Here is a 26091-nt window from a genome sequence, read left to right as displayed (position 1 = left end):
ATGGGATCACACCGGGCCGCCGCCTGCGAATCCGCCGCGTCGGACCGTCCGCGACGCAGCCCGCGACCGGTCGCTGAACAGCCCGGTCATGCCGTCCGGCCGGTCCGCCGAGCGGTTGGCCGGTCGGCCATACCGTCCGGTCGGCCCCACGGCGCTGCCCTCGCCCTCTCAGCCGATGAGCTCTTCCAGCAGCGCCGCCCACTGCCCCACCACCCGCTTGCGCCGGGCCGTGTCGTCCGTCAGCAGGTTCGCCAGGCCCAGGCCGCGTGCCATGTCCAGCAGGCCCTGGACCGTCTCCCGCACACCGGGGACCGACTCGTCCACGTCCAGCAGCTCCACCGCGATGCGGTGGGTCTCGCGGCCGACACGGGCCTCCAGCTCGGTGACCCGGTCGCGGAGCTGGTCCTCGTTGGATGCGGCGACCCACAGTTGGAGGGCGGCGCGGAAGAGGGGGCCGGTGTAGAGGTCGACCAGGGCTCCGACGACGGCCGGACGATCGGTGACCGGGAGGGCGCGCAGGGCGCTGGAGCGCTGCTCGGCGACATACTCGACGGCTGCCGTGAAGAGGTCTTCCCGAGTCGGGAAGTGGTGTTGCGCCGCACCCCGTGAGACCCCGGCCCGCTCGGCGACCACCGAGACGGTGGAGCCCGCCCAGCCGCGCTCGGCCAGGCAGGCCACCGCGGCCTCCAGGAGCCGCTGCCGGGTGACCCGGCTGCGGTCCTGCTTGGGGGAGGTCACAACACCCATGCGGGGTCCCGTCGTTCGAGGAAGGCCGTCATCCCCTCGCGCGCCTCCGCCGAGGCGAAGAGCGAAGCCGAACGCTGGACCAGGTCCTCCGCGTCTCGGTCGAAGGTCTCCCGCACCCTAGCCGTGAGCAGCTGCTTCGTCGCGTCGAGGGCCACCGGGGAGGCCTTGCGGAAGCCGTCGAGAATGGGGGCCGCGGCGGCGTCGGCGTCCTCGTCCACCGCGGTCAGCAGGCCCATTCCGGCGGCCTCGGCGGCACCGAAGACCTCGCCGGTGAGGTAGTGGCGGGCCGCCGCGCGCGGTTCCAGACGGGGCAGCAGCGGCAGCGAGATGACCGCCGGTGCCACCCCGATGCGTACCTCGGTGAAGGCGAAGTCCGACGCCGACGAGGCCACCGCGATGTCGCAGGCGCCGATCAGGCCGAGGCCGCCGGCCCGCGCCCGCCCCGACACCCGCGCCACCACCGGCTTGGGCAGCTCGATGATCTGCCGCAACAGGGCGACGAAGGTGTACGGGCTGGGCGGCTCCTTCAGGTCGGCGCCGGCGCTGAAGGTCGTACCGGTGTGGGTGAGGACCACGGCCCGTACGGACGGGTCCTTCCCGCAGGCCGCCAGGGCGTCGGCGAGCTCACCGACGAGCCGGGCCGAGAGTGCGTTGCGGCTGGCCGGTGAGTCGAGGGCCAGAGTGGCTATCCCACGCTCGGACGCCTTGGCGACCAGGGTCATCAGATGTTCTCCTTCGCTTGCTTCTCGCGGTCGCTTTCACGGGTGCGCAGCTCGCGCCGGAGGATCTTGCCGGACGCGGCTCGCGGTATCTCGCCGGTGAACTCGACGCGGCGGATCTTCTTGTACGGGGAGACGCGTTCGGCCACATACCCCATCACGTCATCGGGGCTCAGCTCGTCGGCGGTGGGCTGGCGTACCACATACGCCTTCGGGATCTCGTTGCCGTCGTCGTCGTACACCCCGATCACAGCGGCGTCGGCGATGTGCTCATGGGTGAGGAGCAGCGCCTCCAGCTCGGCGGGGGCGACCTGGAAGCCCTTGTACTTGATGAGTTCCTTCACCCGGTCGACCACGAACAGCCAGCCGTCCCCGTCCACCCGCCCGATGTCACCGGTGTGCACCCAACCGTCGGCGTCGATCATCGCGGCGGTGGCGTCGGGGCGCCCGAGGTAGCCCTTCATCACCTGCGGTCCGCGGATGGCGATCTCGCCCTCGTCGCCGGGCGCGGCGTCGCGGTCCGGGTCCTCCAGGGACAGCAGCCGCATCTCGGTGTTGGGCAGCAGCTTGCCGACCGTCCCGGGCGGCGGTGCGGGCGCGTCCAGTGGTACGACATGGGTGCCCGGCGACAGCTCGGTCATGCCGTACGCCTGGAGCACTGGCGGCAGTCCGAGCCGGGCCGCACAGGCCTGTGCGAGCCGGGCGTCGAGCGGGGCGGCGGCGCTGACGATGTACTCGAGCGATGACAGGTCGTACTGCGCCACGGCCGGGTGCTTGGCGAGCGCGAGCACGATCGGCGGGGCGACGTAGAGTCCGTTGATGCGGTGCTTCTCGATCGCCGCGAGGAAATGGTCGAGGTCGAAGCGGGGCAGCACCACGACGGTGGCGCCGTGCTTGAGCGGGGCGTTCATCAGGGCGGTGAGGCCGTAGATGTGGAAGAACGGCAACACCGCGAGGATGCGGTGGCCGGGCTTCATGGGGATGAGCGGCTCCAACTGGGCCAGGTTGGTGGCGATGGAGCGGTGGGTGAGCATGACGCCCTTGGGGACGCCGGTGGTGCCCGATGAGTACGGGAGGGCCGCGAGGTCGTCGGCCGGGTCGATGGCGACCTCCGGCTCGGCCGCCGTGGATCCGAGCATGCCGAGGATCGATCGATGCCCTTCCGCCTCGTCGCAGACGAAGACCTCCTCGATGCCGCCGACGAGCTCGGCGGCCCTGCGGGCGGTCTCCAGCAATGGTGAGACCGTGACGATCCAGCGGGCGGAGGAGTCACGCAGCTGCTTGGCGAACTCCTCCGCCGTGGCGAGCGGATGCACGGTGGTGACGGCCGCGCCCGCGCGGGTGGCGGCGTAGAACACCGCCGGGTAGGCGACCGTGTTGGGGCTGTGCAGAGCGAGTACGTCGCCCTTGCGCACACCGGCCTCGGCGAGTGCCGCGGCGATGCGCCGGTGGAACATGTCGAGCTGTGCGTAGCTGATCGTCATCCCGCCCGCGGCGTCGATCAGAGCGGGTGTGTCCTCGTACTCGGCCGCACGGCCCAGAACGGCGTCATGGATGGGGAGGGAGACGACCGGGACGTTCGCGTACTCGCTGCTGAACACCATCAGGGCCCCTTCGCTCGGCGTTGAGTCGTGGCTCGTGGCCGCCAGGATGTCTCCTCTCAGTAGGACTTGGGGAGACCCAGGGACTGGTGGGATATGTAGTTGAGGACCATTTCCCGGCTGACCGGGGCGATCCTGGCCACCCGCGACGCGGTGATCAGCCGGGCCAGGCCGTACTCGCGGGTGAGGCCGTTGCCGCCGAGGGTGTGCACGGCCTGGTCGACGGCCTTCACACAGGCCTCACCGGCCGCGTACTTGGCCATGTTCGCGGCCTCGCCCGCACCGATGTCGTCGCCCGCGTCGTACAGCGCCGCGGCCTTCTGCATCATCAGTCGCGCCAGCTCCAGCTCGATGTGCGCCGTGGCGAGCGGGTGGGCGATGGCTTGGTGAGCGCCGATGGGGGTCTTCCAGACCTGACGCTCCTTGGCGTAGTCGATCGCCCGCGCGAGGGCGTAGCGGCCCATGCCGATACCGAAGGCGGCGGTCATGATCCGCTCCGGGTTGAGCCCGGCGAAGAGCTGGAGAAGCCCGGCGTCTTCATCTCCCACGAGTGCGTCATGCGGCAGTGCGACATCGTCGAGCACGAGCTCGAACTGCTTCTCGTAGCCGTCCAGTTGCATATCGATCTTCGAACGGCTGAATCCGGGAGCGTCCCGGGGGACGATGAAGAGGCAGGCCTTGAGGCTGCCGGTACGGGCGTCCTCGGCACGGCCGACGATCAGGGTCGCGTCGGCGATGTCGACGCCCGACACGAACACCTTGCGGCCGGTGAGCACCCAGCCGTCCTCGGTACGGCGCGCCGTGGTGGTGATCCGGTGGGAGTTGGAGCCGGCGTCGGGCTCGGTGATGCCGAAGGCCATGGTGCGGCTGCCGTCGGCGAGCCCCGGCAGCCACGCCCGCTTCTGCTCCTCGGTACCGAAGCGGGAGATGACCGTGCCGCAGATGGCGGGCGAGACCACCATCATCAGCAGCGGGCAGCCGGCCGCGCCGAGCTCCTCCAGCACGATGGACAGTTCGGCCATGCCGCAGCCACCGCCGCCGTACTCCTCGGGGAGGTTGACCCCGAGGTAGCCCAGCTTGGCGGCCTCGGCCCACAGGGCGTCACGGTCGTGGCCGGTGGCATGGGCCGATCCATGGCGCTTGCCGAGCGCCGCGACGGCGGCGCGCAGTGCGGCCTGTTCTTCGCTCTCGATGACGCTGCCCATGGTCGGGCTCTTGCTCGTGCTCATGAGGTTTCGTCCTCCTGTACGACGGCGAGAAGGGCGCCGACCTCGACCTGGAGGCCCGGGACGGCGTGGAGCGCGGTGAGCGTGCCGGTGGCGGGAGCGGAGATCCGGTGCTCCATCTTCATCGCCTCCAGCCAGACGAGCGGCTGCCCGGCGGTGACACGCGCGCCGGTGGCGAGGCCATCGGCGACACGGACGACGGTGCCGGGCATGGGTGCCAGCAGCGAGCCGGGCGCCGGCTGGGCGGTGGGATCGAGGAAGCGAGGCGCCTCCGTGAAGGTGTACGCCCCGGTCGGGGTGTCCACGTTGACCTGGTCGGCGCCGTACCGGCTGACCTCGAACTTCCGGCGCACGCCGTTGACTTCGAGGAGTACGGAGCCGTCGGACGTCGCGTCCAGGACCCGCACCCCGGGGAGGCCGACGGCTTCGCTGCCGGTGCGGGTGGTGCGGTAGCGGGCCTCGTACTCGGTGCCGCCCGTGAGGTAGCGCCTGGTCTGCGGCTGGGACGGCAGATTGCGCCAGCCGCCGACACGGGCGGTGACACCAGCTGCCGCACCGCGGCGACGGGCCGCCGCGTCGGCCAGGGCGGCGGCTAGCGCGGCGGTCTCCGTGCCGTCGGCGGCCCGGGTCAGCTCGGGCAGCCGGCGGTCGTAGAAGCCGGTGTCCACCCCGGCCTCGCGGAACTCGGGATGCCGCAGGGACCGCACGAGCAGCTCCCGGTTGGTCACCGGGCCGTGCACCCTGGCCCGTTCCAGCGCCCCGGCCAGTTTGCGTACGGCCTCGGCCCGGGTCGGCGCCCAGGCGATGACCTTGGCGAGCATGGCGTCGTAGTGGACGCCGATGGTGTCGCCGTCCGTGAATCCGGTGTCGAGGCGAAGGCCAGGACCTGCGGGCAAGCAGAGCCGGTGCAGGGTGCCGGTCTGCGGGGCCCAGCCGCGCGCCGGATCCTCGGCGTAGAGGCGGGCTTCGACGGCGTGCCCGTGCGGGGTGGGCGGCTCGGCGGACGGGAGGGCCTCGCCTTCGGCGATCCTGATCTGCAGGGCGACCAGGTCGATCCCGAACACCTCCTCGGTGACGGGGTGTTCGACTTGGAGGCGGGTGTTCATCTCCAGGAAGTGCGCCGCGCCGTCGGCGATCAGGAACTCGACGGTGCCCGCGCCCCTGTAGTCCGTCGCCCGAGCCGCTCGCAGGGCCATCTCGGCCAGGGCTACGCGCAGTTCGCCGTCGAGGCCGGGGGCAGGCGCCTCCTCGATCACCTTCTGGTGACGTCGCTGGAGTGAGCAGTCGCGGGTACCGAGGGCCCAGACGGTGCCGTGGGCGTCGGCGAGTATCTGCACCTCGACATGGCGGCCGTTCTCGACATACGGCTCGACGAACACCTCGCCGTCACCGAACGCGCTGAGCGCCTCCGCCCGAGCTGCCTCCAACTCGGACTTCAAGTCGGGGAGTTCGCGGACGATGCGCATTCCGCGTCCGCCGCCGCCCGCCGCGGCCTTCACGAGCACGGGCAGCTCGGCCTCGGTGATCGCGTCCTCGGCGAGCGGCTCGATCCCCATCAGCTGCTTGGCCCGGATCTTGGACGCCATCGCCTCGATGGCCTCCGGCGGCGGGCCGATCCAGACCAGCCCCGCGCCGATGACGGCACGGGCGAAGTCGGCGTTCTCGGACAGGAAGCCGTATCCGGGGTGCACGGCGTCCGCACCCGCCGCGAGGGCCGCCCGCACGATCAGGTCGCCGCGCAGATAGGTCTCCGCCGGGGTCGCCCCCGGCAGCCGTACGGCCTCGTCCGCGTCCCGTACGTGCAGGGCGCCGGCGTCCGCGTCGGAGTACACCGCGACCGTGGCGATGCCCAGCTCACGGCAGGTGCGCACGACACGGCAGGCGATCTCGCCGCGGTTGGCGACGAGCAGCTTCTCGATCATCGAGGTCGTCCGGGTCGTCGGGGTCGGCTGGGGCGTCGGAGTCGTCCCGGGCTTCGGATGTGTCCGGGACCGGGGCTGGGTCGTCGGTGTCATAGGGGTCGTCGGCGCTTTCGAGGTCATCGGGGAGCTCCGTGGCGTCGGGGGCATCGAGCCTCACATCCGGAAGACGCCGAAGCCGCCGCGCGCGCCTTCGACCGGGGCCGTGTGGATCGCCGACAGGCAGATCCCGAGGACGGTGCGGGTGTCGCGCGGATCGATCACTCCGTCGTCGTAGAGCCGCCCGGACAGGAACGCGGGCAGCGACTCAGCCTCGATCTGCTGCTCCACCATCGCCCGCAGACCGGCGTCCGCATCATCGTCGTAGGGCTGCCCCTTCGCGGCGGCCGACGCACGCGCCACGATCGACAGCACACCGGCGAGCTGCTGCGGGCCCATCACCGCGGACTTGGCGCTGGGCCAGGCGAAGAGGAAGCGCGGGTCGTAGGCCCGGCCGCACATTCCGTAGTGCCCGGCTCCGTAGGACGCGCCCATCAGCACGGACAGGTGCGGGACCTTGGAGTTCGACACCGCGTTGATCATCATCGCGCCGTGCTTGATGATGCCGCCCTGCTCGTACTCCTTGCCGACCATGTAGCCGGTGGTGTTGTGCAGGAACAGCAGCGGGATGTCGCGCTGGTTGGCGAGCTGGATGAACTGCGCGGCCTTCTGCGACTCGGCGCTGAACAGCACCCCCTGCGCGTTGGCGAGTATGCCGACCGGATAGCCGTGCAGCCGGGCCCAGCCGGTCACCAGGCTGGTCCCGTAGAGCGGTTTGAACTCGTCGAAGTCCGACGCGTCCACGAGCCTGGCGATCACATCGCGCGGGTCGAAGGGCGTCTTCAGGTCCTCGGGGATGATGCCGAGCAGCTCTTCCTCGTCGTATTCGGGCGGCTCGGGCAGCCCGGCGATCGCCACCGGATCGGCGTGCGCCTTGCGGTGGTTGAGCCTGGCGACGATACGGCGGGCATGGCGCAGGGCGTCCAGCTCATCCACCGCGAAGTGGTCGGCGAGCCCCGAGGTGCGGGCGTGCATCTCGGCGCCGCCGAGCGACTCGTCATCGCTCTCCTCGCCGGTGGCCATCTTCACCAGCGGCGGTCCGCCGAGGAAGACCTTCGACTGCTCCTTGATCATCACCGCGTGATCGGACATCCCGGGTACGTAGGCCCCGCCCGCGGTCGAATTGCCGAAGACCACGGCGATGGTGGGGATTCCGGCGGCGGACAGCCGGGTGAGGTCGCGGAACACCGCGCCGCCCGGGATGAAGATCTCCTTCTGGCTGGGCAGATCGGCGCCGCCGGACTCGACCAGGCTGACCAGCGGCAGCCGGTTGCTGAGCGCCACCTCGTGGGCGCGCAGGATCTTCTTCAGCGTCCAGGGATTGCTGGCGCCGCCTCGTACGGTCGGGTCGTTCGCGGTGACCAGACACTCGACGCCCTCGACGGTGCCGATCCCGGTGACGATGGAGGCACCGACGGGATAGTCGCTGCCCCAGGCTGCGAGCGGGGACAGTTCGAGGAACGGGGTGTCCGGGTCGAGCAGCAGCTCGATGCGTTCCCGGGCGAGGAGCTTGCCGCGTTTGCGGTGCCGGGCCGTGTACTTCTCGCCGCCGCCGGCAAGGGCCTTGGCGTGCTCGGCGTCGAGTGCCTCCAGCCTGGCGAGCATGGCGGCGCGCTGGGCGGCGTACTCAGGGGACGCGGTGTCCAGGGTGCTGGCGAGAACGGTCACGGGGTCACCTCCGGTGCGAGGGTCTTCTCGGGTACGGTCACAGCGGGTGCCCCGGACAGCAGGGACTCCGGGATCTCCATGTGCCGTGCGCGCAGCCACTCCCCGAGTCCCTTCGCCTGGGGGTCGAAGCGCGCCTGGGAGGCGACGCCGTCGCCGAGCAACCCGTGGATGACGAAGTTCAGCGCCCTCAGGTTGGGCAGGACATGCCGCTCCACGGTCAGATCGGCTGTTTCCGGAAGCAGTTCGCGAAGTCGCCGCACGGTCAGCTCGTGGGCGAGCCAGCGCCATTCCTCGTCCGTGCGCACCCAGACGCCCACGTTGGCGTCCCCGCCTTTGTCCCCGCTGCGAGCCCCCGCGATCAGGCCCAGCGGTGCGCGGCGCACCGGCCCCGGCGGCAGCGGCGCGGGCGGCTCGGGCTCCGGGACGGGCACGAGCTCCCGGGTGCGGTGCGGTGGCGGTGCGGGGACGGTCAGCCGCCGCCCGTCCGGAGTCACGGCGATATGCTCGACCGACCCCGCGTCCACGTACTCCGCGCCGAACACCCCGTACGGGGCGCCCTTGCCTGGGGGCGCGGTCACATGGAAGCCGGGGTAGCTGCCGAGTGCCAGCTCGATCGCGGCGCCGCTGACCACCCGGCCGACGGCCGCCGCTTCCTGGTCCCGGACCACGAGCCGCAGCAGCGCGCTGGCGGTCTCCTCGGTGGCGGCGTCCGGCCGGTCGGTACGGGCGAGCTCCCAGACGACGCTCGCGGGACGGGACTTGCCCCGGTCGAAGGCGTCCTCGACCTGCGCCCGCACCAGATCCGCCTTGGCCTCGATGTCGAGCCCGGTGAGCACGAACACCACCTCGTTGCGCCAGCCGCCCAGCTTCGCCAGACCCGCCTTGAGCGTGGGAGGCGGGGCTTCGCCCCGCACCCCGGTGACCCTGACCCGGTCGGTGTCCTCCTGGGTGAGCCGCACGGAGTCCAGTCGGACGGTGGCGTCGGGCCCCGCGTAGCGGGCACCGCCGGTCTCGTACAGCAGTTGCGCGGTGACGGTGCCGAGGTCCACGACCCCGCCGGTGCCGGGGTGCTTGGTGATCACCGACGAGCCGTCGGCGTACAGCTCGGCGAGCGGGAAGCCGGGGCGGCGCAGGTCGTGCCCCCGCAGGTGCTGTCCGGCGAAGAAGGCGTAGTTGCCGCCCGTCACCTGGGTCGCGCACTCCAGCAGATGCCCGGCGACGACGGCGCCCGCGAGCGCGTCGTGGTACCCGGGGTCGTCGGGCCGCCAGCCGAAGTACCACTGCGCCGACCCGCTGACGAGGGCCGCGTCGGTGACCCGACCGGTGACGACGACATCCGCCCCGGCACGCAGGCACTCGGCGATCCCACCGCCGCCGAGGTAGGCGTTGGCGGCGAGCGCTTCCGGGAAGCGGGCGGCGAGGTCGTCGCCCTCGACGTGCGCGACGCGTGCCGGCACGCCGACCCGTTCGGCCAGCTCGCGCACGGCGTCGGCGAGGCCCCCGGGGTTCAGCCCGCCCGCGTTGGCGACGATCCGCACCCCGCGTTCCCTGGCCAGCCCGAGGCCGTCCTCAAGCTGCCGCAGGAAGGTCTTGGCATAGCCGAGGCCGGGGTCCTTCATCCGGTCCCGGCCGAGGATGAGCATGGTGAGCTCGGCGAGGTAGTCGCCGGTGAGGATGTCGAGTTCGCCTCCGGTGAGCATCTCGCGTACGGCGTCGAAACGGTCGCCGTAGAACCCGGAGGCGTTGCCGATCCGCAAGGGCACCCGCCTGGGCTGCTCCACCACCGCTCAGGCCTCCTTCGGCGTTCGGCCCTGACCGGCCGGGCCCGCGAAGGCCTGCGCGATGTCCAGCCACCGGTCGGCCTCCTCGCCATCCGCCTGTACGGCGAGGTCGGCGCGGTTCGCCCGCTGGGTCACCAGCAGGCAGAAGTCCAGGGCCGGTCCTGTGACCTTCTGGGACGCGTCATCCGGCCCATATGTCCACAGCTCGCCGCCGGGACCGATCAGCTCCACCCGGAATGCCTGCTGCGGCGGCTCGATTCCGCGCACGAAGTAGGCGTAGTCGCGGGCGCGGACGCCGATGTGCGCGATATGCCTCAGCCGGGCGGTCGGTTCGCGTACGACCCCGACGGCGTCGGCGATGTCCTGCCCGTGCGCCCAGGTCTCCATCAACCGGGCGGTGGCCATCGATGCGGCGCTCATGGGCGGCCCGTACCAGGGGAAACGCGACCCCGGCGGCGCGGTGCGCAGCGCCTGCTCAAGCCGCTCGCGGCCCTCGCGCCAGCGGGCGAGCAGCTCGGCGGGCGGCTGCACGGCACCGGCGTCGGCCGCGCGGTCCACGAAGGTGTCGGGCTCGCTGAGGGCCTCCTCGACGTGCTTGGCGAACGCGCCCGGGTCGGTACCGGCGAGGAGCGCGACCTCGTCGGTCCAGGCGAGGTGGGCGATCTGATGGGCGATGTCCCACCCGGCGGCGGGTGTGCTGGTGGCCCACTGCTCCGCATCCAGGTCCGCGACGATCCGGTCGAGTTCCTCGCTCTCCGTACGCAGGTCGTCGAGCACGACGGCAGGGTCGGACACTGTGCGCTCCCCTCGGGACATGTCCCTCGGCCTCGGGCATGGGACCAGTGCCCCGGAGCATGGCAGCGCTCAGAGAAACAAGCAAGCGTGCTTGCTTTACATTTTTCGGACGTTCTCCCGCGCCCCGTCCACCCGGGTCTCCGTGCGGGACGCTCCGCTCGGCGCCTCACGGGCCGCTTCTCGGGACTCGCGGGCTTCCCTGGCTTCGCGGGCTTCCCGGGACTCGTCCCGGACGGCTTCAGCCGCCCGGCCGGCCTGTGTCCGCACCGCCCCCATGCTGGCCGCGATCACCAGAGTGATCGCCAGTACGTCGGCCCAGGACAGCGCCTGGTCGAGCACCAGGAACCCGGCCGAAGCGGCGACCGCCGGCTCCAGGCTCATCAGCACGGCGAAGGTCTGGGCGGGCATTCGGCGCAGCGCGAGCAGCTCCAGGGTGTACGGCAGCACCGACGACATCAGCGCGACCGCGAGCCCGAGACCGATCGTGGACGGCACCAGCAGCGCCTTGCCCGCCACGGCGATCCCGAGAGGCAGGCTGAGCACCGCGCCCACGCCCATGGCGAGGGCGAGCCCGTCCGCTTGCGGGAAGCGGCGCCCGGTGCGCGCGCTGAAGACGATGTACGCGGCCCACAACGCGCCGGCCGCAAGGGCGCAGAGCACACCGACCGGGTCGAGCCCGGACCCGCCGCCGAACCCGCCGAACCCGAGCAGGCCGACCCCTCCGAGCGCCAGCCCCGCCCACAGGAGGTTGATGAGCCTGCGCGAGACCAGTACCGAGAGCGTCAGCGGGCCCAGCACTTCGAGGGTGACCGCCACACCGAGCGGGATACGCTCCACGGCCTGGTAGAAGACCATGTTCATGGCGGCCAGAGCGGTGCCGAAGGCCAGCACGGTGCCCCAGTCGGCACGGCCGTAACCGCGCAACCGAGGACGGCAGACCAGCAGCAGCACGACTGCCCCGAGCACCAGCCGCAGGGTGACGACCCCGACGGCGCCGGCCACGGGCATCAGCATCACGGCGATCGCCGCGCCGAACTGAACGGACAGCGCACCGGCGACGACCAGGGCAACCGGCCCGAGCCCGCCGCCGCCTCCGGGCCCGCGCGGCCTCCCGCCTCGACCGGCGCCACCGTCCAGCGCGCCCGCCGCCTCGGGCAGCACGACCGCCGCGACGGCAGCCTGTTCCGTACCCGTACCCATGCCCGCCATTCCGCCCACCGATCCCACCGCTTCGCACGCGCCTGCTCCCATCCACGCTACGCAACCCCACGCCGCTGATGAAATGCTTTCTGGTCTGCGGTTATGCTCCCCACGCATAAGCATCGGGCTGCGTCATCCGCGCTGCTTCCTCGCCATCGCGGAGGAGCGAAACCTCACCAGGGCGGCCGCCACGCTGCATCTCACGCAACCCGCCGCGTCTCGCACCCTGGCCTCGCTGGAACAGCAGCTCGACGTCCGGCTGGCCTGGCGCGCCGGCGCCCCCACCCCTCGACCGGCGCACTCGTCGGGCTGGCCCGCGAACTCAGCCACGGCGAGTGAACGGTGACGGGACGGCAGCCTGATGACATGGGACCCTGAGCGCCCGTCACCTGGATGGCCACCCGAAGTCGCGCCACTCCGTCGACCGCCCGAAGCTGGCCTGGCAACCGCCCGCCGCCAGCCCTGGGAGCCCCATCGTGCCTCGCCTCAAGCACCCCGCCCGGAACGGCGCCGTGGGACTGGCCGCCGCCCTCCTGATGTGCGCTCAGCCCGTCGCCGTCGCAGCCGACGACGACACGGGCGACACACTCCGGCACGAGAGACACGACGCGGATCGGGAGAGGGACAGGGGCAGGGACGGGGACGTGCGTGGCGAGCGGCGCGACCGGGACATGAAGGGCGAAGAGGTCGAGGAAGTCTTCGTCCTGGTGGCACGGACGGCGCAGAACACCTTCATCGACATCGACGACTCCGGCGGGCTCTCCCAGGGCGACGAGTTCATCAACGGCGGCACGCTGCTTCGGGCCGACGAGGAGGTCGGCACATACGGAGAGGTCTGCACCCTGACCCGGACCGCTCCCGGCGACGAGTACGACATGCAGTGCCTGGCCACTCTGAAGCTGCCCAGGGGCTCCCTCACCCTCCAGAGCCTGATCACGTTCACCGGGACCGACCCCGGCGAGATCACCTTCGCGCTCGACGGCGGCACGGGGAAGTACCGCAAGGCCCGGGGCTTCGTGGACGCGGTCAACATCAGCGACACGGAGACACGGCTGACGGTGCACCTCAGCGACTGAGTGACACCGGCTGCCCCCTCGGAACGGCCTGTCGGCTGACGCTTGGCACGGCACTTCCGGAACACCCGAGCGTGTGGTGCCCGGGGTGCGGCGGTCGGATGCCCACCGGTCCGGTACACAGGGCCTCGTCACCCACACGGGTGAGCCGCAAGACGAAGCGCCTGCTGGCGGCATGCGACCGGTGGATAACTCCCCTTCCACGCATGGCAGATCGGTAGTTTGAGCTGGTGGCAGGACGCATCTTCTACATCGACGACTCCGGCGCCGAGAGCACCGGATTCATCGTCTACGGCTGGGCTGAGATCAATCTCGCGCACTGGAGTGCCGCTCTGCGGTGCTGGCTCGACTTTCGCAAGAAGCTGTACACGGACACCGGCATCCCGGCCGACTACGAGCTGCACGCCACCAGCTTCATCCCCGGCCGGAGCAACCCCTCGACGCATCCCGAGTGGAACCGGCAGAAGCGGCTCCGTGGCCCCGTGGTCCAGAACGCGCTCGCCACGATCGAGATCATGCCGGGCACCCGGGCCGGAGCCGTGTGGCGGCACACCACCAAGAAGGGCCGGGCCTACTACGGCGAGCGCGCCGCCGTGTACGAGGGCCTGCTGCACCGTCTGGACTACGACCTCGCCGCCACGGGCGACCACGGCATCATCGTGATGGACGGGGACGGCACGGACACCGCCTATCAGCGCGAGCACCGCAAGTTGAAACTGGCCACCCGGCACATCGTCGAGGACCCCTGGTTCATCGGCTCCCACACCAGCCAACCCGTGCAGGCCGCCGACCTGCTCGCCTACACCGCCTACCAACGCGTCCTACGGCACCCCGGCAAGCGCTTCATGTGGCACTGGTGGCCTGCGCTGCTCCCGAACGCGTACGGACCGTTCGAGATCTGAGCGGCAAGAAGGGCCCGGCGCGTGCGCCAGGCCCTTCCCGGAGACTCCAAAAGCTAGACCTGGTGATCCCGCGTACGCAGGCCAGGTCCGCACTCTGAGTATGCCATAGGAAGCCCAACGTCACACATGCTCGCCCTGGCCCGACGGCCTCCAGGCCGTGGTCTGCGTCGACGCGGCCGGGCACGACAACGTCCTGCAAGGGTGGTTGTTGCCGTCGCTACTGCCGTCAGGAGTGGGGGGCTGGTGCTGGTGCCATTTCTCGCTCCGCCGGTCACCGCGGAGTTTGTCGGGCCACCGTGTACGCGGTGGGGCCAGTAAGCCCTGTCCCTGTGTCGTCGAGCATGTCCAGGACCTCGAAGCCGGCGGCCTCCGCGTAGCGTTCGAGCTCCTGGGGGAACAGGACGCGTCTGCGGATCTCGTCTCGGGCCTCGTCGCCCGAGGGAAGCGTCCAGTGCCGGTGCATGGTGTTGATCTGGGTCCGCAGGTTCCACGTGTGGCGGATGGTGACGGTCGCGGGGCCTCTCGGGGTGTCGACCGTGGCGGTGGTCGGCTCGGTCCGGGTGATCGGGGCAATGGGGGAACACAGCACGAGCAACGCTGTCGGCTGGGCATGAGCGGCGAAGGTGGCGAAGACCTGGCTGATGTCGTTGTTGTCGTGGACGTAGGCAAGGCTGTTGCCCATGCAGGTCACTACGTCCATGCGTTTGCCGAGTCGTGCGGTGCGCATGTCGCCGGTGCGGATGTCCAGCTCGGGCCGGGCTTGGTGGGCGTATTCGACCATGCCGGGCTGGAGGTCCACGCCGATGCACTCGTATCGCTTGGCGAGGATCTCCAGGTCGCGACCGGTACCGCATCCGAAGTCGACCATGGTCCGGGCGTCCGGCTGGTGCAGCTCGATCAGGGTCTGGCACATTCCGGCGCTCGTGCTGTCGGACTGGACCACGTCGTAGAGTGCCGGATCGCGGTAGAGGAGGTTGGTGGCTTCCACGTGCTCGGCTTCCGTGTCGGGGCTGGTCACATGAGGCTTCGCAGTCCAACCTCCAGGGCGAGTACATCGCACAGCAGATCGGGGACGACCGGCGCGGAGTCGGCGTTCCTCCCCGCCTTGGCGAGAGCCTTGCCGTCAACGTAGCCGAGGTCCACCAGGATGGACTCCTTCAGCATGTCGTCCAAAACCGGCAAGCCGGAAGACCGCAAACCCTTCTCCAGGACAGCCAGGAAGTTCTCCGGTTCGGCCGGCGCGGCCACCCACTCGGGCAGCCCAGCCTGTCTGATCCGGTCGCGGAACAGCGCCTTGCCTCGCTTGTGCTCGTGCGGCAGTTGCTCCATGAACCGCACGATCCGCGGGTGTGCGAGCGGGCTCACCGGCCAGATACCGGATCGGAGGAATCCGGGGTTGTGCATCCCGAACGCCATCAGGGTCGGTACGGGCAGTGCCGGGATGGGGGCCAGGTGCTCGTTGACCTCGGCGAGCGCTCGGACTGCTCTGTTGCCGAGCCACGGTACGGGTTCGGGTGCCGGCAGTTCGGCCTGTGTCCTGGAGTGGTGGGCATTGACTTCGTCCCCGCCGCTGCCCGTGAACATCACCTCGCACCGCCGGGCGGCTGCCTGCTCGCGTACGACGTCGAACGCCTCCTGGTAGAAGGCTCCCGCCGGATCGTGCGGCTTGCGCAGAGCGCGTACGCCTCCGGGACAGAAGGGTGGGTGCTGCATGGCGGGGGTGGCCGTGTCGCGGAAGCCGCAGTGCTGCACAAGGGCCCGGCGCCGCTCGCGCTGTTGCCTGCCGGTGCTTCCTCCCACCAGCAGGCCGAAGCTATACACCTCCGGGTAGCGCGCTGCTTTCACGGCCAGGGCGACGTTCCCGGAGTCCGCGCCGCCGGACAGTTCGACGCCCACGCATCCGGTTGCCGTCGGCGCCTGGCGGATCACGTCGGTCAGCAACTCGTCCAGAGCGGCGAGTGGATCGACGCTGGGCCGCAGCGTGCGTGGCTCAAGTACGTGTTCGGCGGGCTCCGGGTAGTGGATGCTGAGCCCCGAGGAGCTGAACGTGGCTGATGCCCGTTCGGTTAGGCGGTAGACGCCTTCGAACAGCGTCTCGGACGTGTAGCGGTGCTGCCTCGTCAGCGTGCGGGCGACGACGTGCGGCACCAGGCGGTCGGCCCGCAGATGCGGTCGCAGCAGTGTCAGGTCCCACGAGGCGTGCAGTTCGCCGGCCTTCTCTGTCAGGTAGAGCGGGGCCGTACCGAAGACGCCCGCCGCCAGGCGGGCTTGTCCGGGCTCCATGGTGAGTTCGACGAAGTCGGCGTCGCCCCGTTTGTACTCCTTCGCGCGGATCCGTACGCGCGGCGCTTGGTCGTCGTTGATCTCCATGACCAGAGTGGACACGTTCGCGGGTTCGATCCAGCTCAGTCCGTTGATCCAACGGCCGCCTTCTGATCCCCACTTGGGCTCCTGGAGATCGGACAGGCGCAGACGCATCGACAACATGTAGTCCCTTTCCGATGTCGTGCGGCGAGGCGGGGCCGCGTACGGCCCCGCCCCGCCTGGCGTCAGCCCTGGCTCACTTGCTGCAGTGGTCGCCGTTGTTGTCGCCGCCACCCGGCATCTTGTCGAGCAGCGCGGCCTCGACGGCCGGGACTCCGGTGATCAGGTCGCCGGTGAACAGCTCGTCCACGTTCATCGTTTTCTCCCTTACGGTTTTCAGTGGACTCCGCGGCGGATGCTGCGGAGTTGGACCCGTCCGGCTGCCGGACCCTTGCGAAGAAGGCAGCCGGACGGAGTGCCCACCGCTTCCGACGGCGGGCCCTCCCTCATCACAGGTGGGGAGCCTGCATGCGTGACGGGGAGGAGTCAGGTAGGGGTGGATGCGGCGGCCACGCCCAGGACGAAGCCGACCGATCCCGAGATGGTGATGATCAGGAGCGGTCCTGCGTAGCGGCCGACGACTGCGGCCAACCGGTTCATAGCCGCTCCCCACGGCTGCGCTCGTTGGCCTCGCGCACTGCGGCGCTCAGCCTCGCCGCGCCGCACTGCGGTGCTGCGGGCAGAGACACGGCGAGAACCGGTTCGAGCCCGGCGGCAGGTCCGCGCCCTCGTAGGTGTCGATCCTCAATACCCCGTCCATGCCTCGCTCCTCGGTCATCCGGGCCAGACGGGCCCGTGCTTCGCTTCTCATCCCTTGAGTCCCTCAGACGACGGCTGCGGCGAGGTCTCGCCGTTCCCTGCTGCCTCTACGCAACCGCACGACCACGCTCAGCGGTACCGTTGCCGCAGCGTCAGGACTTGAAAGCCTTGAAAGTTCGTAAGGGCACGGGGAGTTGAGGGCATGGCCAAGCGTGAACCGAATGTGGCGCTCGGGCGCCTGCTCGCCGAGAGCCGGTGGACTCACCGCCAGTTCGCACGGGCGGTGAACCGCGTCGGTACGGAGACCGGAATCCCCCTGCGCTACGACGAGTCGGCAGTGAGCCACTGGCTCGGCGGCACCGTCCCTCGCGGTGCGGTGCGCGCGTGCATCCTCGAAGCCCTCTCCCGCCGCCTCAGTCGACCGGTCACCCATGCCGAGGCCGGGCTGCCCGTTCCACGCGATCGCTCCTCCGCGGCTGCGGATACCGTGGAAGGGGTGATCGACCTGGGGAGGCTGGATATGGACCCGTCCCGCCGCAGTGTCCTGGGGGCCGGCCTGTTCTCCGTGGCCGTCACCGTTCCCGGCTGGCCTGATGTGGTCGGGCGTGCAGATGCCGTCCAGTCCGGCCGCACGAGTCGCATCGGCATGAACGAAGTGGACATGGTCATCGCCATGACCGAACGTGTCTCGGAACTGGACGACGAGTTCGGCGGTCGTCACGCACGCCCCATGGCGGCCTCTTTCATGGTCAACACCGTGACCTCCTACCTACGCGCCGACGCGTCCGAGGACGTACGCAAGGCGATGCTGTCCGCCGCCTCGGACCTGCTCTACCTGACCGGCTACATGGCCGTGGACGAAGGGCTGCACGGTCTCGCGCAGCGCTACTACGTCAAGGCTCTGGAGCTGGCGGGCGCTGCCGAGGACCACCTGACGTACTGCACCACCCTGCGGGGCATGAGTGTCCAGGCAGTCGACCTCCGCCACGGGGCGAAGGCCATGGAGCTGGCCGACGCCGCTGCCGCCGCCTCCCCGAAAGCCGGCCCCCGGATGCTGGCCTTCCTCGTCGGCCAACAGGCACACGCCGCCGCGCAGACCGGCGACCGTACGGGTGCGCTTCGCTACATCCGCGAAGCCGAGGCGGCCATGGACCGTGCCGAGTCACGCGGAAAGGCGTTCGGCTCGTACGACCCCTCTTCGCTCAACTACCACGTCAGCCAGGTACGTTACGAACTCGGTGACAAGGCCGGAGCCGTCGAAGCCATGCAGCAAGCGGACCGGCTCCGCCCCGGCGTGTACCAGCGCACACGAGTACACCGTCGTGGCCTGCTGGCAGAGCGGCAGTTGGAACTCGGCCACCTGGAAGCGGCCTGCGCCACCTGGCACCAGGCCCTCGACGACTACCCCAAGGTGCAGTCCGACCGCGCCGACGACCGCGTGAAGACGATGTTCGGTCTCCTGCGTCCTCATCTGAAGAACGCGGCGGTCCGCGACCTGTACGACCGGGCACGGACGCTCGCACCACCGTCGCTGGTCACCTGACCCCATCGCACCTTCAAGCTCAGCCACGGAAAGTCAGCCACGACGGCGGGTGCGCCGAGAGATCACCCGCCACGTGTGCTTCCAGCAACCCCGCACCGGCCTCAACCACGCCTCTTCCTTCCGTCACGGCATCCACCCTGCTCCGGCCTAGCCGTTCAGCAGCGGGCTGGGCTAGTCGATCTGTGGCCTCGCCTGTGACCGCACGCCTACAACGATCGTGGCTTTCGGCTGCCGCAGCCTGACGTGGTGCTGTGCGGCGTTCAGCAGAGTCGGCCTGGCAGCGCCGCTGCGGCCGATGCGGTGCCTCCGGGATCGGGGTCGGCCCGCTTGCCTGCCACTGCGCGCCGAGTGGCCGGTGGGCGTCGCCAGCGGGGCGGCAGACAGGAGCGGGCGGCGGTCACCGGCCGCCGGCGCGCGGCGGCCCGCGCCAGCGGGACGCCCTTGAATCAAGTAAAGAAACTCCGAACAGCTCACCCACTGGCCGAGCTGTCAGCCTGGTCGTCAGGGGCCTTGCTGGCGGCGCCTCTTCGCGTCGGCGCGTCTGTCTTCGAGTTCCTTGCGGGCGGCTGCGGGATCTTCGTGGAGCGGTGGAGCGAGTCGGCCACGGCGGGCCAGTTCGCGGGTGATCTTCCGGCCTTTCTCAACCGCTGCTTAGTACGCCGTGCGGGCCTGGTTGAGCTCGTTATGGATTTGGTCGGCAAGCGCTTTGAGCTCGGCGTCGGAGAGGTGCTCGAATTCGGCGGCGGTCCTACGGGCCTGGCGTTCGATCTCCTCGCGCTGGAGGTGCTGGACGACCTTGGAGCTGTAGTTCTTGCCGGACTGCCCTCCCGACCAAGACCCGCGCCTCCGAACGCCGCGTCGCCCTCCCCACCCGTTGCCTCCACTCGCTGAAGCACCACCACGAGCAGCAGCAGCGCGAACGGGAAGCCGCAGGCACCACGTGGCAGGACAGCGGGCACGTGTTCGCCACCGCGCAGGGCAGAGCGATCGACCCGACCAACCTCACCCGCACCTTCACCACGCTCCTACGCAAGGCCGGCCTCCGCCGCATCCGCTTCCACGACCTCAGACACTCCACGGCCACCCTGCTCCCGAACAGGGCGTCGAGCTCGTCGTCATCAAGGAACTCCTCGGCCACGCCCACATCGGCGTCACCGCCACCGTCTACTACACGTCCGACTCCGCCTCCAGCGAGACGCCATCGACACCCTCAGCACCGCTCTTGATCGTCCCGTCAACGACGAGTCGAACCGCGACGACGACCCGCCGCTGTGTGGAGCCACCGTCCGCTGACGTTGCCGTCAACTACTGCCGTCACCCCATGCAGAAGCCCCGCCAGGACACACCTGACGGGGCTTCAGTTTTGCTGCTGCTATCCAGCGCGAGGGTCGCGGGATCGGGCAGCAAGGCTACACCTCACCCTCCAGCCAACGTTCGAACGGCGCAACCTCCGACAGTTCGGAATTGATCACCTTCAACCCTCTGGCGAAGTCTTCGGCCAATTTCGAGAGCATCGCGACTAGCTCACTCCGCGCAATGCTCTCGTGCCCTGGGATTGGAACCCAATTGGTCCGCGAATCGCAGTGAATCACCACGAGATCCCCGCTTGGACGGAAAGTCAAGGTCCTCTCGATACCTTGCGAGTAGAGATCAACCTCGACTTCGCGACGGTCGCGCACACCCACCAGAAGCGACGGGAGCTGCTCCATGAAGGCAGACAAGTCATACGCGACATCGAGCGGCCACTCATCACTCCCGAAGCCGCCAATGTGGAATGTGCCACCTCCAGCGTCAGAGAGGACGCTACATGCCTCCATGACCAGGGTTTCGTAATTGTCACCCGGCTCCAGACCCGCTGAAGCGAGAGCCACAGCACCAGACGGAACGGCCAGATTGAACGACACAGAGAAGCTCATCTCTCCAGCCTCCTAGTTCGGACCAATGATCGGGAATCCCGTCTTGTACAACCCATTTGGACTCGGGACGATGGTAGCGGCCCGCGCTTGGACGATACTCCCATCCGGCATGATCACCTGCCCCAACCCGTCCGGAATGCGCACCGACCTGGGCCCGGCTCCTTCGACATGGAGTCCCTTCAAGAACTCTGCAGCGGCGTCATTGTTCAGCCACTGGCCTTGCTGATTCCCGGTGCTACGAGCTCGATCGGTCAGAGCCTTCGTGTTCTTCGCTCCGGCGCCATGAGTCTTGAATGTATGACCCCACGTTTTAACGCTGTTGGAGGCCCAGTTCACGCAGCCGTTGCTGTTGTGAACGAGTACCGGAGTCTTACCCGCCAGCACATAGTACGTGTGGAAGCCGTCCACCGTGAGGTCATGGGTGCGCTGCCGGCCGTACCGGTCACGGACCTCGCGGACCTGAACGTCCGTGCCGTCGGAGGTGCGCAGGGCATCGCCGGGGCGGAGGTCCTTCGCGTCCTTCCAGCGCTTGGCGCCTGCCAGCCGGAACGGGTGGTTACCGGTCGCGGTGACCGTGGCGGGGCCGCGGGCGGTGGTCACGGTGAGGCGGGTGAAGTCCTTGTCGCCGTCCGTGGTGATGGTGTCGACCACCGGCCGTGCGGCGGTCTGCCCGCGCTCCGGGTCGGTCGCGGTCACCCGATCGCCGACGCGGATGTCCTCGATGGCCCGGTGGGTGCCGTCGGCGAGCAGGACCTGGGTGCCCGGCGGGAAGCTGTGGGGGCGTACGCATTCCGCGGAGTCCCGCTCCCGGCTGACCCGGGCGACGAGTCGGGTCACCTCGACCGCCGCGAGGGCGCGGGCGTCGATCAGGGTGTTGGCGCGCAGCGGGATGCTGTAGCGGACCGACCGGCCGCCGCTGGCCCGGGACTCCGCCTCGGCCTGGGCCTTGTACCGGGCTGCGACCGAGGAGTACACCGCACCGGCGCCCGGGTTGGAACAGGTCAGCGAGCCGGAGACCTGGTTGCCGCGGACCGGGAACGTGCCGCGTGCGCTGGTGCAGCGGCCCGCGGGCTGCCCGCCGACGGAGAAGTCCGCGCTCAGGACGGCGCTCACTTCACCCCGCGTGATGCGCCCCCTCGCCTTGCTGGAGACCTCGCCGGTGAACCGCTGGCTGGCGGTGCAGCCCGAGACGCCGCAGTTCATCCGGCCCGAGCCGTTGAGGGTGAAGTTGATGCCGTGGTCGGTCGCGTCGCCGAGCTGCCGTGTGTACTGGAGCAGCGTGTCGAACATCGCGTCGATGGCGGCTCCGGCGATCGGGGAAAGGTCCATCCCCTCGGACTTCCCCGACGCGAGTGGTCCGGTGGTCACCCGGGGGATCTCGGCGGGCACCTCCCCGCTCCGGAACCGGTCGGCCATCTCCGAGATGTCGTAGGGCTCCAGGCGCAGGACGCGGTACGGCCGCTGCTTGCTCACCAGCAACCGGCCCGCCGAGGTGTCGACTGCGAGAGCCGGCGTGCGCCCGACGGCCGGCAGGCGCTGCTGATGCCCGGAGGCTTCGGCCGAGGGTGCCTTCTCCGCCCGGTCCAGGGCCTCGGACAGCACAACCGCGAGCGCCGATGGGCTCGGCATCCGGCCCAGGGCCTCGTCCAGCAGTACGGAGCCGTCGTCAAGACCGGTCATCCACTCACTGGGGATCTTCGCCCCGGGCTTGGCCGCGGCCTTGGCCTCCGGGCCCGGAGCGGGATCCACCTGCCACCGTGTGAAGGTCTTTCCCTCGACCCGCAGGACGTCCCTGCCGTGCTCTCCGTTGCCGGAACTCGTGGTGCCGAACTGGCTCCCGCCCGCGGTGACGGTGATCTCGTTCTGCGTGATACCGGCGAGCGAGGTGTCCTCGTAACGCAGCCCCGGGGCTTGGGCCAGCGCCTCCACGGCCTGCCTGAACGGCTTCAGTTCGCGTTTGGTCGCTGCCGCGCCCGGCTGCCCGGATCCCGGGCCGTACTGCCAGACGAGCAGCCCGGCCACCATCGCCAGGAGCAGCGCACCGATCCCCCCGAACAGCAGCACGCCCCGGCGTGCCGTCTCGCGCATCAGTCGGCCCTGACAAAGCTGAGCAGCACGCCGGTGCCGAGCCACGGCTCGACCCCGCAGCATTTCCAGCCCGAGCTCTCCACCGCCCTGATCGCTTCGTCGACCCCCCGGTCCGCCCGCCCGACGGCACGTTTCCCGTACACAGGGCGGTTGAGGTAGAGCTGCACGGTGTGCGTGAACTCCCCTGCCTCCAGGGCCCTGCGGGCCTCTCGGGCCAGGGCCCAGAGGTGGCGTCGCTTCATGCTCGTCATCGGGTACCTCCGTGTTCTCTCGCGTGGCGTCTCGGCGGGGCCGACTCGCGGCAGGTCGTCCCACTCGGCGTGGTCGGCGACCGCGCACACCGCCGCATTGCGGCTGGGCAGATCGGTGGCGACCAGGGCTTGACGGCCGTCGTGCCGCCGCCTCGCCCAGGCGCTCCACGCACCCTCGCCGCCCTCGATCCGGCCGACTTCAGAACCACCGGCGACGTGGATCCGGCAAGCGCCGTCATCGAGGCCGTGGCCGTACAGGACGAGGCCGCAGCGCCCCAGGAGCAGCGCAACCTCAGGGGTCATGCCGCCTCCACCGGCGCAGTCCGCCCTTCTTCGAGCTCTGACTTGCCAACCGTGGGGCCCGTCGCTGCAATAGCGTTGAAATTCTGATGATCCGCGATGCTCGTGATGACCCTGGGAGCCCAGATGGCAGTGAGGTCGCCGGATGAACCGCCGCACCTGCGTATCTCGTTACTCGGCCCCGTGCTGGCATGGCGCGGCGCAGGAGAGACGCCGATCGGTCCGACCCGCCGACAGGCGGTGCTGGCGGCACTGGTGCTGCGCGGCGGCCGGCTGGTCAGCAACGAGCAGCTGATCGACGGGGTGTGGGGCGATCAGCCGCCGCCGACCGGACGGCGGGTCCTGCCCAGCTACGTGTACGCGTTGCGGCGCGCCCTGGACGCGCCGGATACGGGACAGGACGGCTCGGTGATCCGGGGCGGCCCGGGCGGCTACCGGTTCGCGGCCCCGGTCCGACTCGATACGGCGCACCTCGCCGAACTCGCCCTGGAATCAGGAAGGCTATTGGACTCCGGGGATGCCACGGGGGCACTGGAGGTGGCCGGTCGGGGCCTCAGCCTGTTCCGCGGGGAACCTTTGGCCGGGCTGCCCGGCCCGTACGCGCTCGGGGAACGGCAGCGGCTGCTGCTCGAACGTCGTTCTCTGCGGCAGCGGCGTCTGGAGTGCCTGCTGCGGCTCGACCGCGGCAACGAGGTGCTCGCCGAACTGGCCGCCGCCCCGGATCCGGACTCCGCCGCAGAGCCGCTGGACGAGACCGTGTTGGCGCTGAGGATACGAGCGCTGTACGGCACTGGACGGCAGGGCGAGGCGCTCGCCGCCTACGAGGAGCTGCGGCGCCGGCTCCGGGAGGAACTGGGAACCACCCCGTCAGCCGCGCTGCGGGAGTTGCACACCGCGGTGCTCCGGCACGACGACACCGCGGTCATCGGCCGCGCCCCCGCACTCCGGGGTGCGGCGCCGAGGCGGGCCGCACGCCCATCCCGCACGGTCAACGAATTGCCCGGCAACGCAGGCAGGTTGGTCGGACGCGCCGCCGAGGTCGCCAGCCTCACCGCACCCGGACCCGACAACGCCGTGACCATCGCCACCGTGGACGGACCCGCCGGCGTCGGGAAGACCTCGCTGCTGGTGCACGCGGCATGGACGCTCCGCCCCCAGCACCCGGACGGCGCCCTTTTCCTCGATCTGCGTACCCATCACTCCCCGGACGGTGGCGATCGCGACCGCCGCCCCTCCACCACCCGGCTGCTTCAGCGGCTGCTGCGCACCCTCGGAACGGCCGACTCCGATGTCCCCGACGAACGCGACGACCTGATCGCCGCCTGGCGTGGCGCCACCAGCGGGCTGCGGCTGCTGTTCGTCCTGGACGACGTGGAAAGCGCCGCACAGGTAAGGCCGTTGCTCCCAGCCGGTCCGGGCAGCCGGGTGCTGGTGGCCGGACGGCATCGGCTGACCGGACTGGACGCGGACCGCTGCGTCACCCTGGAGCCGCTGTCGGCCACCGACTCGGTCGGGCTGCTGCGCCGACTCATCGGTGACGCGCGCTCGGCGGCCGACCCCAGCGCGGTCGGCGACCTGGCCCGGTTGTGCGGCGGGCTGCCGCTGGCCCTGCGGATCGCGGGCGCGCGGCTGCAGCACCGGCCGTCGTGGTCCCCCGCCCACCTGGTGACACGGATGGCGTTGGAGGAGCGGCGCCTTGGCGAGCTCAGCGCCGGGGACCGCAGTGTGGAGGCCGCCTTCCTCATGTCGTACGAGCAGTTGAGCGAGGACCGGCAGCGGGCGTTCCGGCTGCTCGGGCACGCGCCGACACCGGAGTTCGATGCGTGGACACCCGCGGTGATGCTCGGGGTGGGAGTCGACGAGGCCGAGACCGTACTGGAGGAGCTGTACGACGCGAGCCTCGTGCTGCAACCGGGCCCGGGGCGGTACCGCCTGCACGACCTGGTGCGGGTGCACGCCCGGAAGCTGGCCGCCGCCCGGCCCGAGGAGACCGCGCGGGCCCGCCGCAGAGCACTCCACTTGTACGTCCGGGCCGGCTGGCTCACCAGCGACGACGCCCTGGGGCCGGCGGCACTGGCGGCGGCGGTGGGGGCGGCACCTCAGTGGTTCGGCTCCGCGCGGGACGCGACGCGCTGGCTGCAAGAGGCCGGGACCGACCTGGTCGACCTTCCGGGGTTCGCGGCCGCGCACGGCGAGGACGCTCTGGCGGCGCTGCTGGGGGTGGCGCTGCGGGACCACTTCCTCCACCACGACCGCTACGACGAGGGCCGTACGGCGGTGACGACGGCGCTGCACGCCACCGAACGCGACGGGGACCCGGCGCTGCGCGTCATGCTGGCCTCCTCACTCGGGCTGCTCGACTACCAGCAGGGCAGGCACGCGCAGGGCGGCGACTGGTTCCGGCGGGCGGTGCAGTACGCCCGCGACAGCGGTGACCAGACCCTGACCGCGCAGCCGCTGGCCGGCCTCGCCGTCCAGGACTACATCCGGGGGCGGCACGACACCGTCGCCGCCACGGTGGCCGAGGTGTTGCCGGGACTCGAACAGTGCGGTGACGCCTGGGGGTTGTCGCTGGCGCTGTCGCTCCGGGCGATGAGCCTGTTCGCACAGGGCGACGCGGAGGCAGCTCGTGCCGACGCGCTGGCGGCACTCGCCTGGGCCGAGCGCAACGGCCGGCCCATCCCGATCAGCCAGCGCCTGGTGATACTCGCGGACGGGTACATCGCGCTGGGCGAGCTCGCCGAGGCGCGCGAGGCGCTGCTTCGCGGTGAGGCGCTGCTTCGGCAGGCCGGGGACACGCTGCTGCTGGCGCTGACGCTGACCCGGCTGGGGTCGGTGGCCGTCGACCTCCCGGAGGCGGAGCGCCGCCACCGCCAGGCACTGGAGCTGCACTCGCGTATCTCAAGGCGTTCGGAGCCGCACCGCACCCGGCTGGAGATGGAGATCCGGCGCCGACTCGGGCAGTCGTACGCGGCGGCGGGGGCACGGTCGAAGGCGCGGCGGGAGTTCCGTACGGCGCTGGCCGTGGAGCGGGCGGCGGAACACCCGGTACTGCGGGAGCAGTTGAGGACCGCCCTGGCTGAGGTAGAGGAGGAGGTGGGAGCAGGGAGGAACGAGGGCTGAGCCGGTGCCCGCCGTCA

The 26091-nt window shown here is 70.5% G+C and carries 19 protein-coding genes and 2 pseudogenes; 6 read left to right on the top strand and 15 right to left on the bottom strand.

All coding sequences use genetic code 11. The features are described from left to right. Positions 1–168: 168 nt before the first annotated feature. From V1460_RS03550 to V1460_RS03510, 9 genes are all read right to left on the bottom strand, one after another. Positions 169–747 (bottom strand): TetR/AcrR family transcriptional regulator, encoded by a 579-nt coding sequence (locus V1460_RS03550; protein ID WP_338672068.1) that lies wholly within the window; start codon positions 745–747, stop codon positions 169–171. Then, entirely contained in the window at positions 735–1469 is a 735-nt protein-coding gene (locus V1460_RS03545; RefSeq protein ID WP_338672067.1) for an enoyl-CoA hydratase family protein, read from the bottom strand. The genes V1460_RS03550 and V1460_RS03545 overlap by 13 nt, the downstream gene beginning before the upstream one ends. Continuing rightward, positions 1469–3070, bottom strand: a complete 1602-nt coding sequence (locus tag V1460_RS03540; RefSeq protein ID WP_338672066.1) for a 4-coumarate--CoA ligase family protein — start codon at positions 3068–3070, stop codon at positions 1469–1471. The genes V1460_RS03545 and V1460_RS03540 overlap by 1 nt, the downstream gene beginning before the upstream one ends. A gap of 56 nt (positions 3071–3126) precedes the next feature. Beyond that, positions 3127–4272: an acyl-CoA dehydrogenase family protein gene (locus V1460_RS03535; protein ID WP_407077589.1), complete on the bottom strand. Its 1146-nt coding sequence runs from the start codon at positions 4270–4272 to the stop codon at positions 3127–3129. A 20-nt stretch (positions 4273–4292) separates the two neighbouring features. Next, a complete protein-coding gene (locus V1460_RS03530) occupies positions 4293–6215 on the bottom strand; it encodes a biotin carboxylase N-terminal domain-containing protein (RefSeq protein ID WP_338672064.1) in 1923 nt (640 codons plus the stop codon). 153 nt (positions 6216–6368) lie between these two features. Continuing rightward, positions 6369–7979 carry a carboxyl transferase domain-containing protein gene (locus tag V1460_RS03525; protein WP_338672063.1) on the bottom strand — a complete coding sequence of 537 codons (1611 nt, stop codon included), beginning with the start codon at positions 7977–7979 and terminating at the stop codon, positions 6369–6371. Next, complete coding sequence (locus V1460_RS03520) at positions 7976–9760, bottom strand: acyclic terpene utilization AtuA family protein (protein WP_338672061.1); 1785 nt, start codon at positions 9758–9760, stop codon at positions 7976–7978. The genes V1460_RS03525 and V1460_RS03520 overlap by 4 nt, the downstream gene beginning before the upstream one ends. Before the next feature lie 6 nt (positions 9761–9766). Then, complete coding sequence (locus V1460_RS03515; RefSeq protein ID WP_338672060.1) at positions 9767–10555, bottom strand: TIGR03084 family metal-binding protein; 789 nt, start codon at positions 10553–10555, stop codon at positions 9767–9769. 96 nt (positions 10556–10651) lie between these two features. After that, positions 10652–11755, bottom strand: coding sequence for an EamA family transporter (locus tag V1460_RS03510; protein WP_338672058.1), 1104 nt, complete (start codon positions 11753–11755; stop codon positions 10652–10654). An 82-nt stretch (positions 11756–11837) separates the two neighbouring features. Here V1460_RS03510 and V1460_RS03505 point away from each other — a divergent pair. The 3 genes and pseudogenes from V1460_RS03505 to V1460_RS03495 all read left to right on the top strand — a co-directional run. Beyond that, positions 11838–12029 (top strand): annotated as a pseudogene (locus V1460_RS03505) (LysR family transcriptional regulator); the annotation flags it as partial. A 202-nt stretch (positions 12030–12231) separates the two neighbouring features. After that, a complete protein-coding gene (locus tag V1460_RS03500) occupies positions 12232–12831 on the top strand; it encodes a hypothetical protein (RefSeq protein WP_338672057.1) in 600 nt (199 codons plus the stop codon). Between the two features lie 227 nt (positions 12832–13058). Next, positions 13059–13730: a DUF3800 domain-containing protein gene (locus tag V1460_RS03495; RefSeq protein ID WP_338672056.1), complete on the top strand. Its 672-nt coding sequence runs from the start codon at positions 13059–13061 to the stop codon at positions 13728–13730. A 271-nt stretch (positions 13731–14001) separates the two neighbouring features. Here V1460_RS03495 and V1460_RS03490 read toward each other — a convergent pair whose 3' ends face one another. The 3 genes from V1460_RS03490 to V1460_RS03480 form a co-directional block, all read right to left on the bottom strand. Then, the gene (locus tag V1460_RS03490; protein WP_338672055.1) at positions 14002–14748 is read right to left on the bottom strand and encodes a class I SAM-dependent methyltransferase; all 747 of its coding nucleotides are present in this window, start codon (positions 14746–14748) and stop codon (positions 14002–14004) included. Continuing rightward, positions 14745–16217 (bottom strand): asparagine synthase-related protein, encoded by a 1473-nt coding sequence (locus V1460_RS03485; RefSeq protein WP_338672054.1) that lies wholly within the window; start codon positions 16215–16217, stop codon positions 14745–14747. The genes V1460_RS03490 and V1460_RS03485 overlap by 4 nt, the downstream gene beginning before the upstream one ends. A gap of 523 nt (positions 16218–16740) precedes the next feature. Further along, positions 16741–16905 carry a hypothetical protein gene (locus V1460_RS03480; protein ID WP_338672053.1) on the bottom strand — a complete coding sequence of 55 codons (165 nt, stop codon included), beginning with the start codon at positions 16903–16905 and terminating at the stop codon, positions 16741–16743. 150 nt (positions 16906–17055) lie between these two features. Here V1460_RS03480 and V1460_RS03475 point away from each other — a divergent pair, with 150 nt between their 5' ends. Continuing rightward, positions 17056–18396, top strand: coding sequence for a tetratricopeptide repeat protein (locus tag V1460_RS03475; RefSeq protein WP_338672052.1), 1341 nt, complete (start codon positions 17056–17058; stop codon positions 18394–18396). An 818-nt stretch (positions 18397–19214) separates the two neighbouring features. Further along, positions 19215–19689, top strand: a pseudogene (locus V1460_RS03470) (tyrosine-type recombinase/integrase); the annotation flags it as partial. A gap of 116 nt (positions 19690–19805) precedes the next feature. Here the strand turns inward: V1460_RS03470 and V1460_RS03465 are convergent. The 3 genes from V1460_RS03465 to V1460_RS03455 are packed head-to-tail and all read right to left on the bottom strand — an operon-like array spanning position 19806 to position 22954. Then, positions 19806–20312 (bottom strand): hypothetical protein, encoded by a 507-nt coding sequence (locus V1460_RS03465; protein ID WP_338672050.1) that lies wholly within the window; start codon positions 20310–20312, stop codon positions 19806–19808. 12 nt (positions 20313–20324) lie between these two features. Further along, positions 20325–22400 carry a polymorphic toxin-type HINT domain-containing protein gene (locus V1460_RS03460; RefSeq protein ID WP_338672049.1) on the bottom strand — a complete coding sequence of 692 codons (2076 nt, stop codon included), beginning with the start codon at positions 22398–22400 and terminating at the stop codon, positions 20325–20327. Then, the gene (locus tag V1460_RS03455) at positions 22400–22954 is read right to left on the bottom strand and encodes a hypothetical protein (RefSeq protein ID WP_338672048.1); all 555 of its coding nucleotides are present in this window, start codon (positions 22952–22954) and stop codon (positions 22400–22402) included. Before V1460_RS03455 ends, V1460_RS03460 begins: the two co-directional genes overlap by 1 nt. A 123-nt stretch (positions 22955–23077) precedes the next feature. Between V1460_RS03455 and V1460_RS03450 the strand changes: the two genes are divergently transcribed. Continuing rightward, complete coding sequence (locus V1460_RS03450) at positions 23078–26074, top strand: BTAD domain-containing putative transcriptional regulator (protein ID WP_338672047.1); 2997 nt, start codon at positions 23078–23080, stop codon at positions 26072–26074. Positions 26075–26091 lie beyond the last annotated feature (17 nt).

This window comes from Streptomyces sp. SCSIO 30461 (assembly GCF_037023745.1).
Classification (GTDB): domain Bacteria; phylum Actinomycetota; class Actinomycetes; order Streptomycetales; family Streptomycetaceae; genus Streptomyces.
Note: the sequence above shows the minus strand (reverse complement) of the source record. Positions and strands in the feature narration are given on the sequence as shown.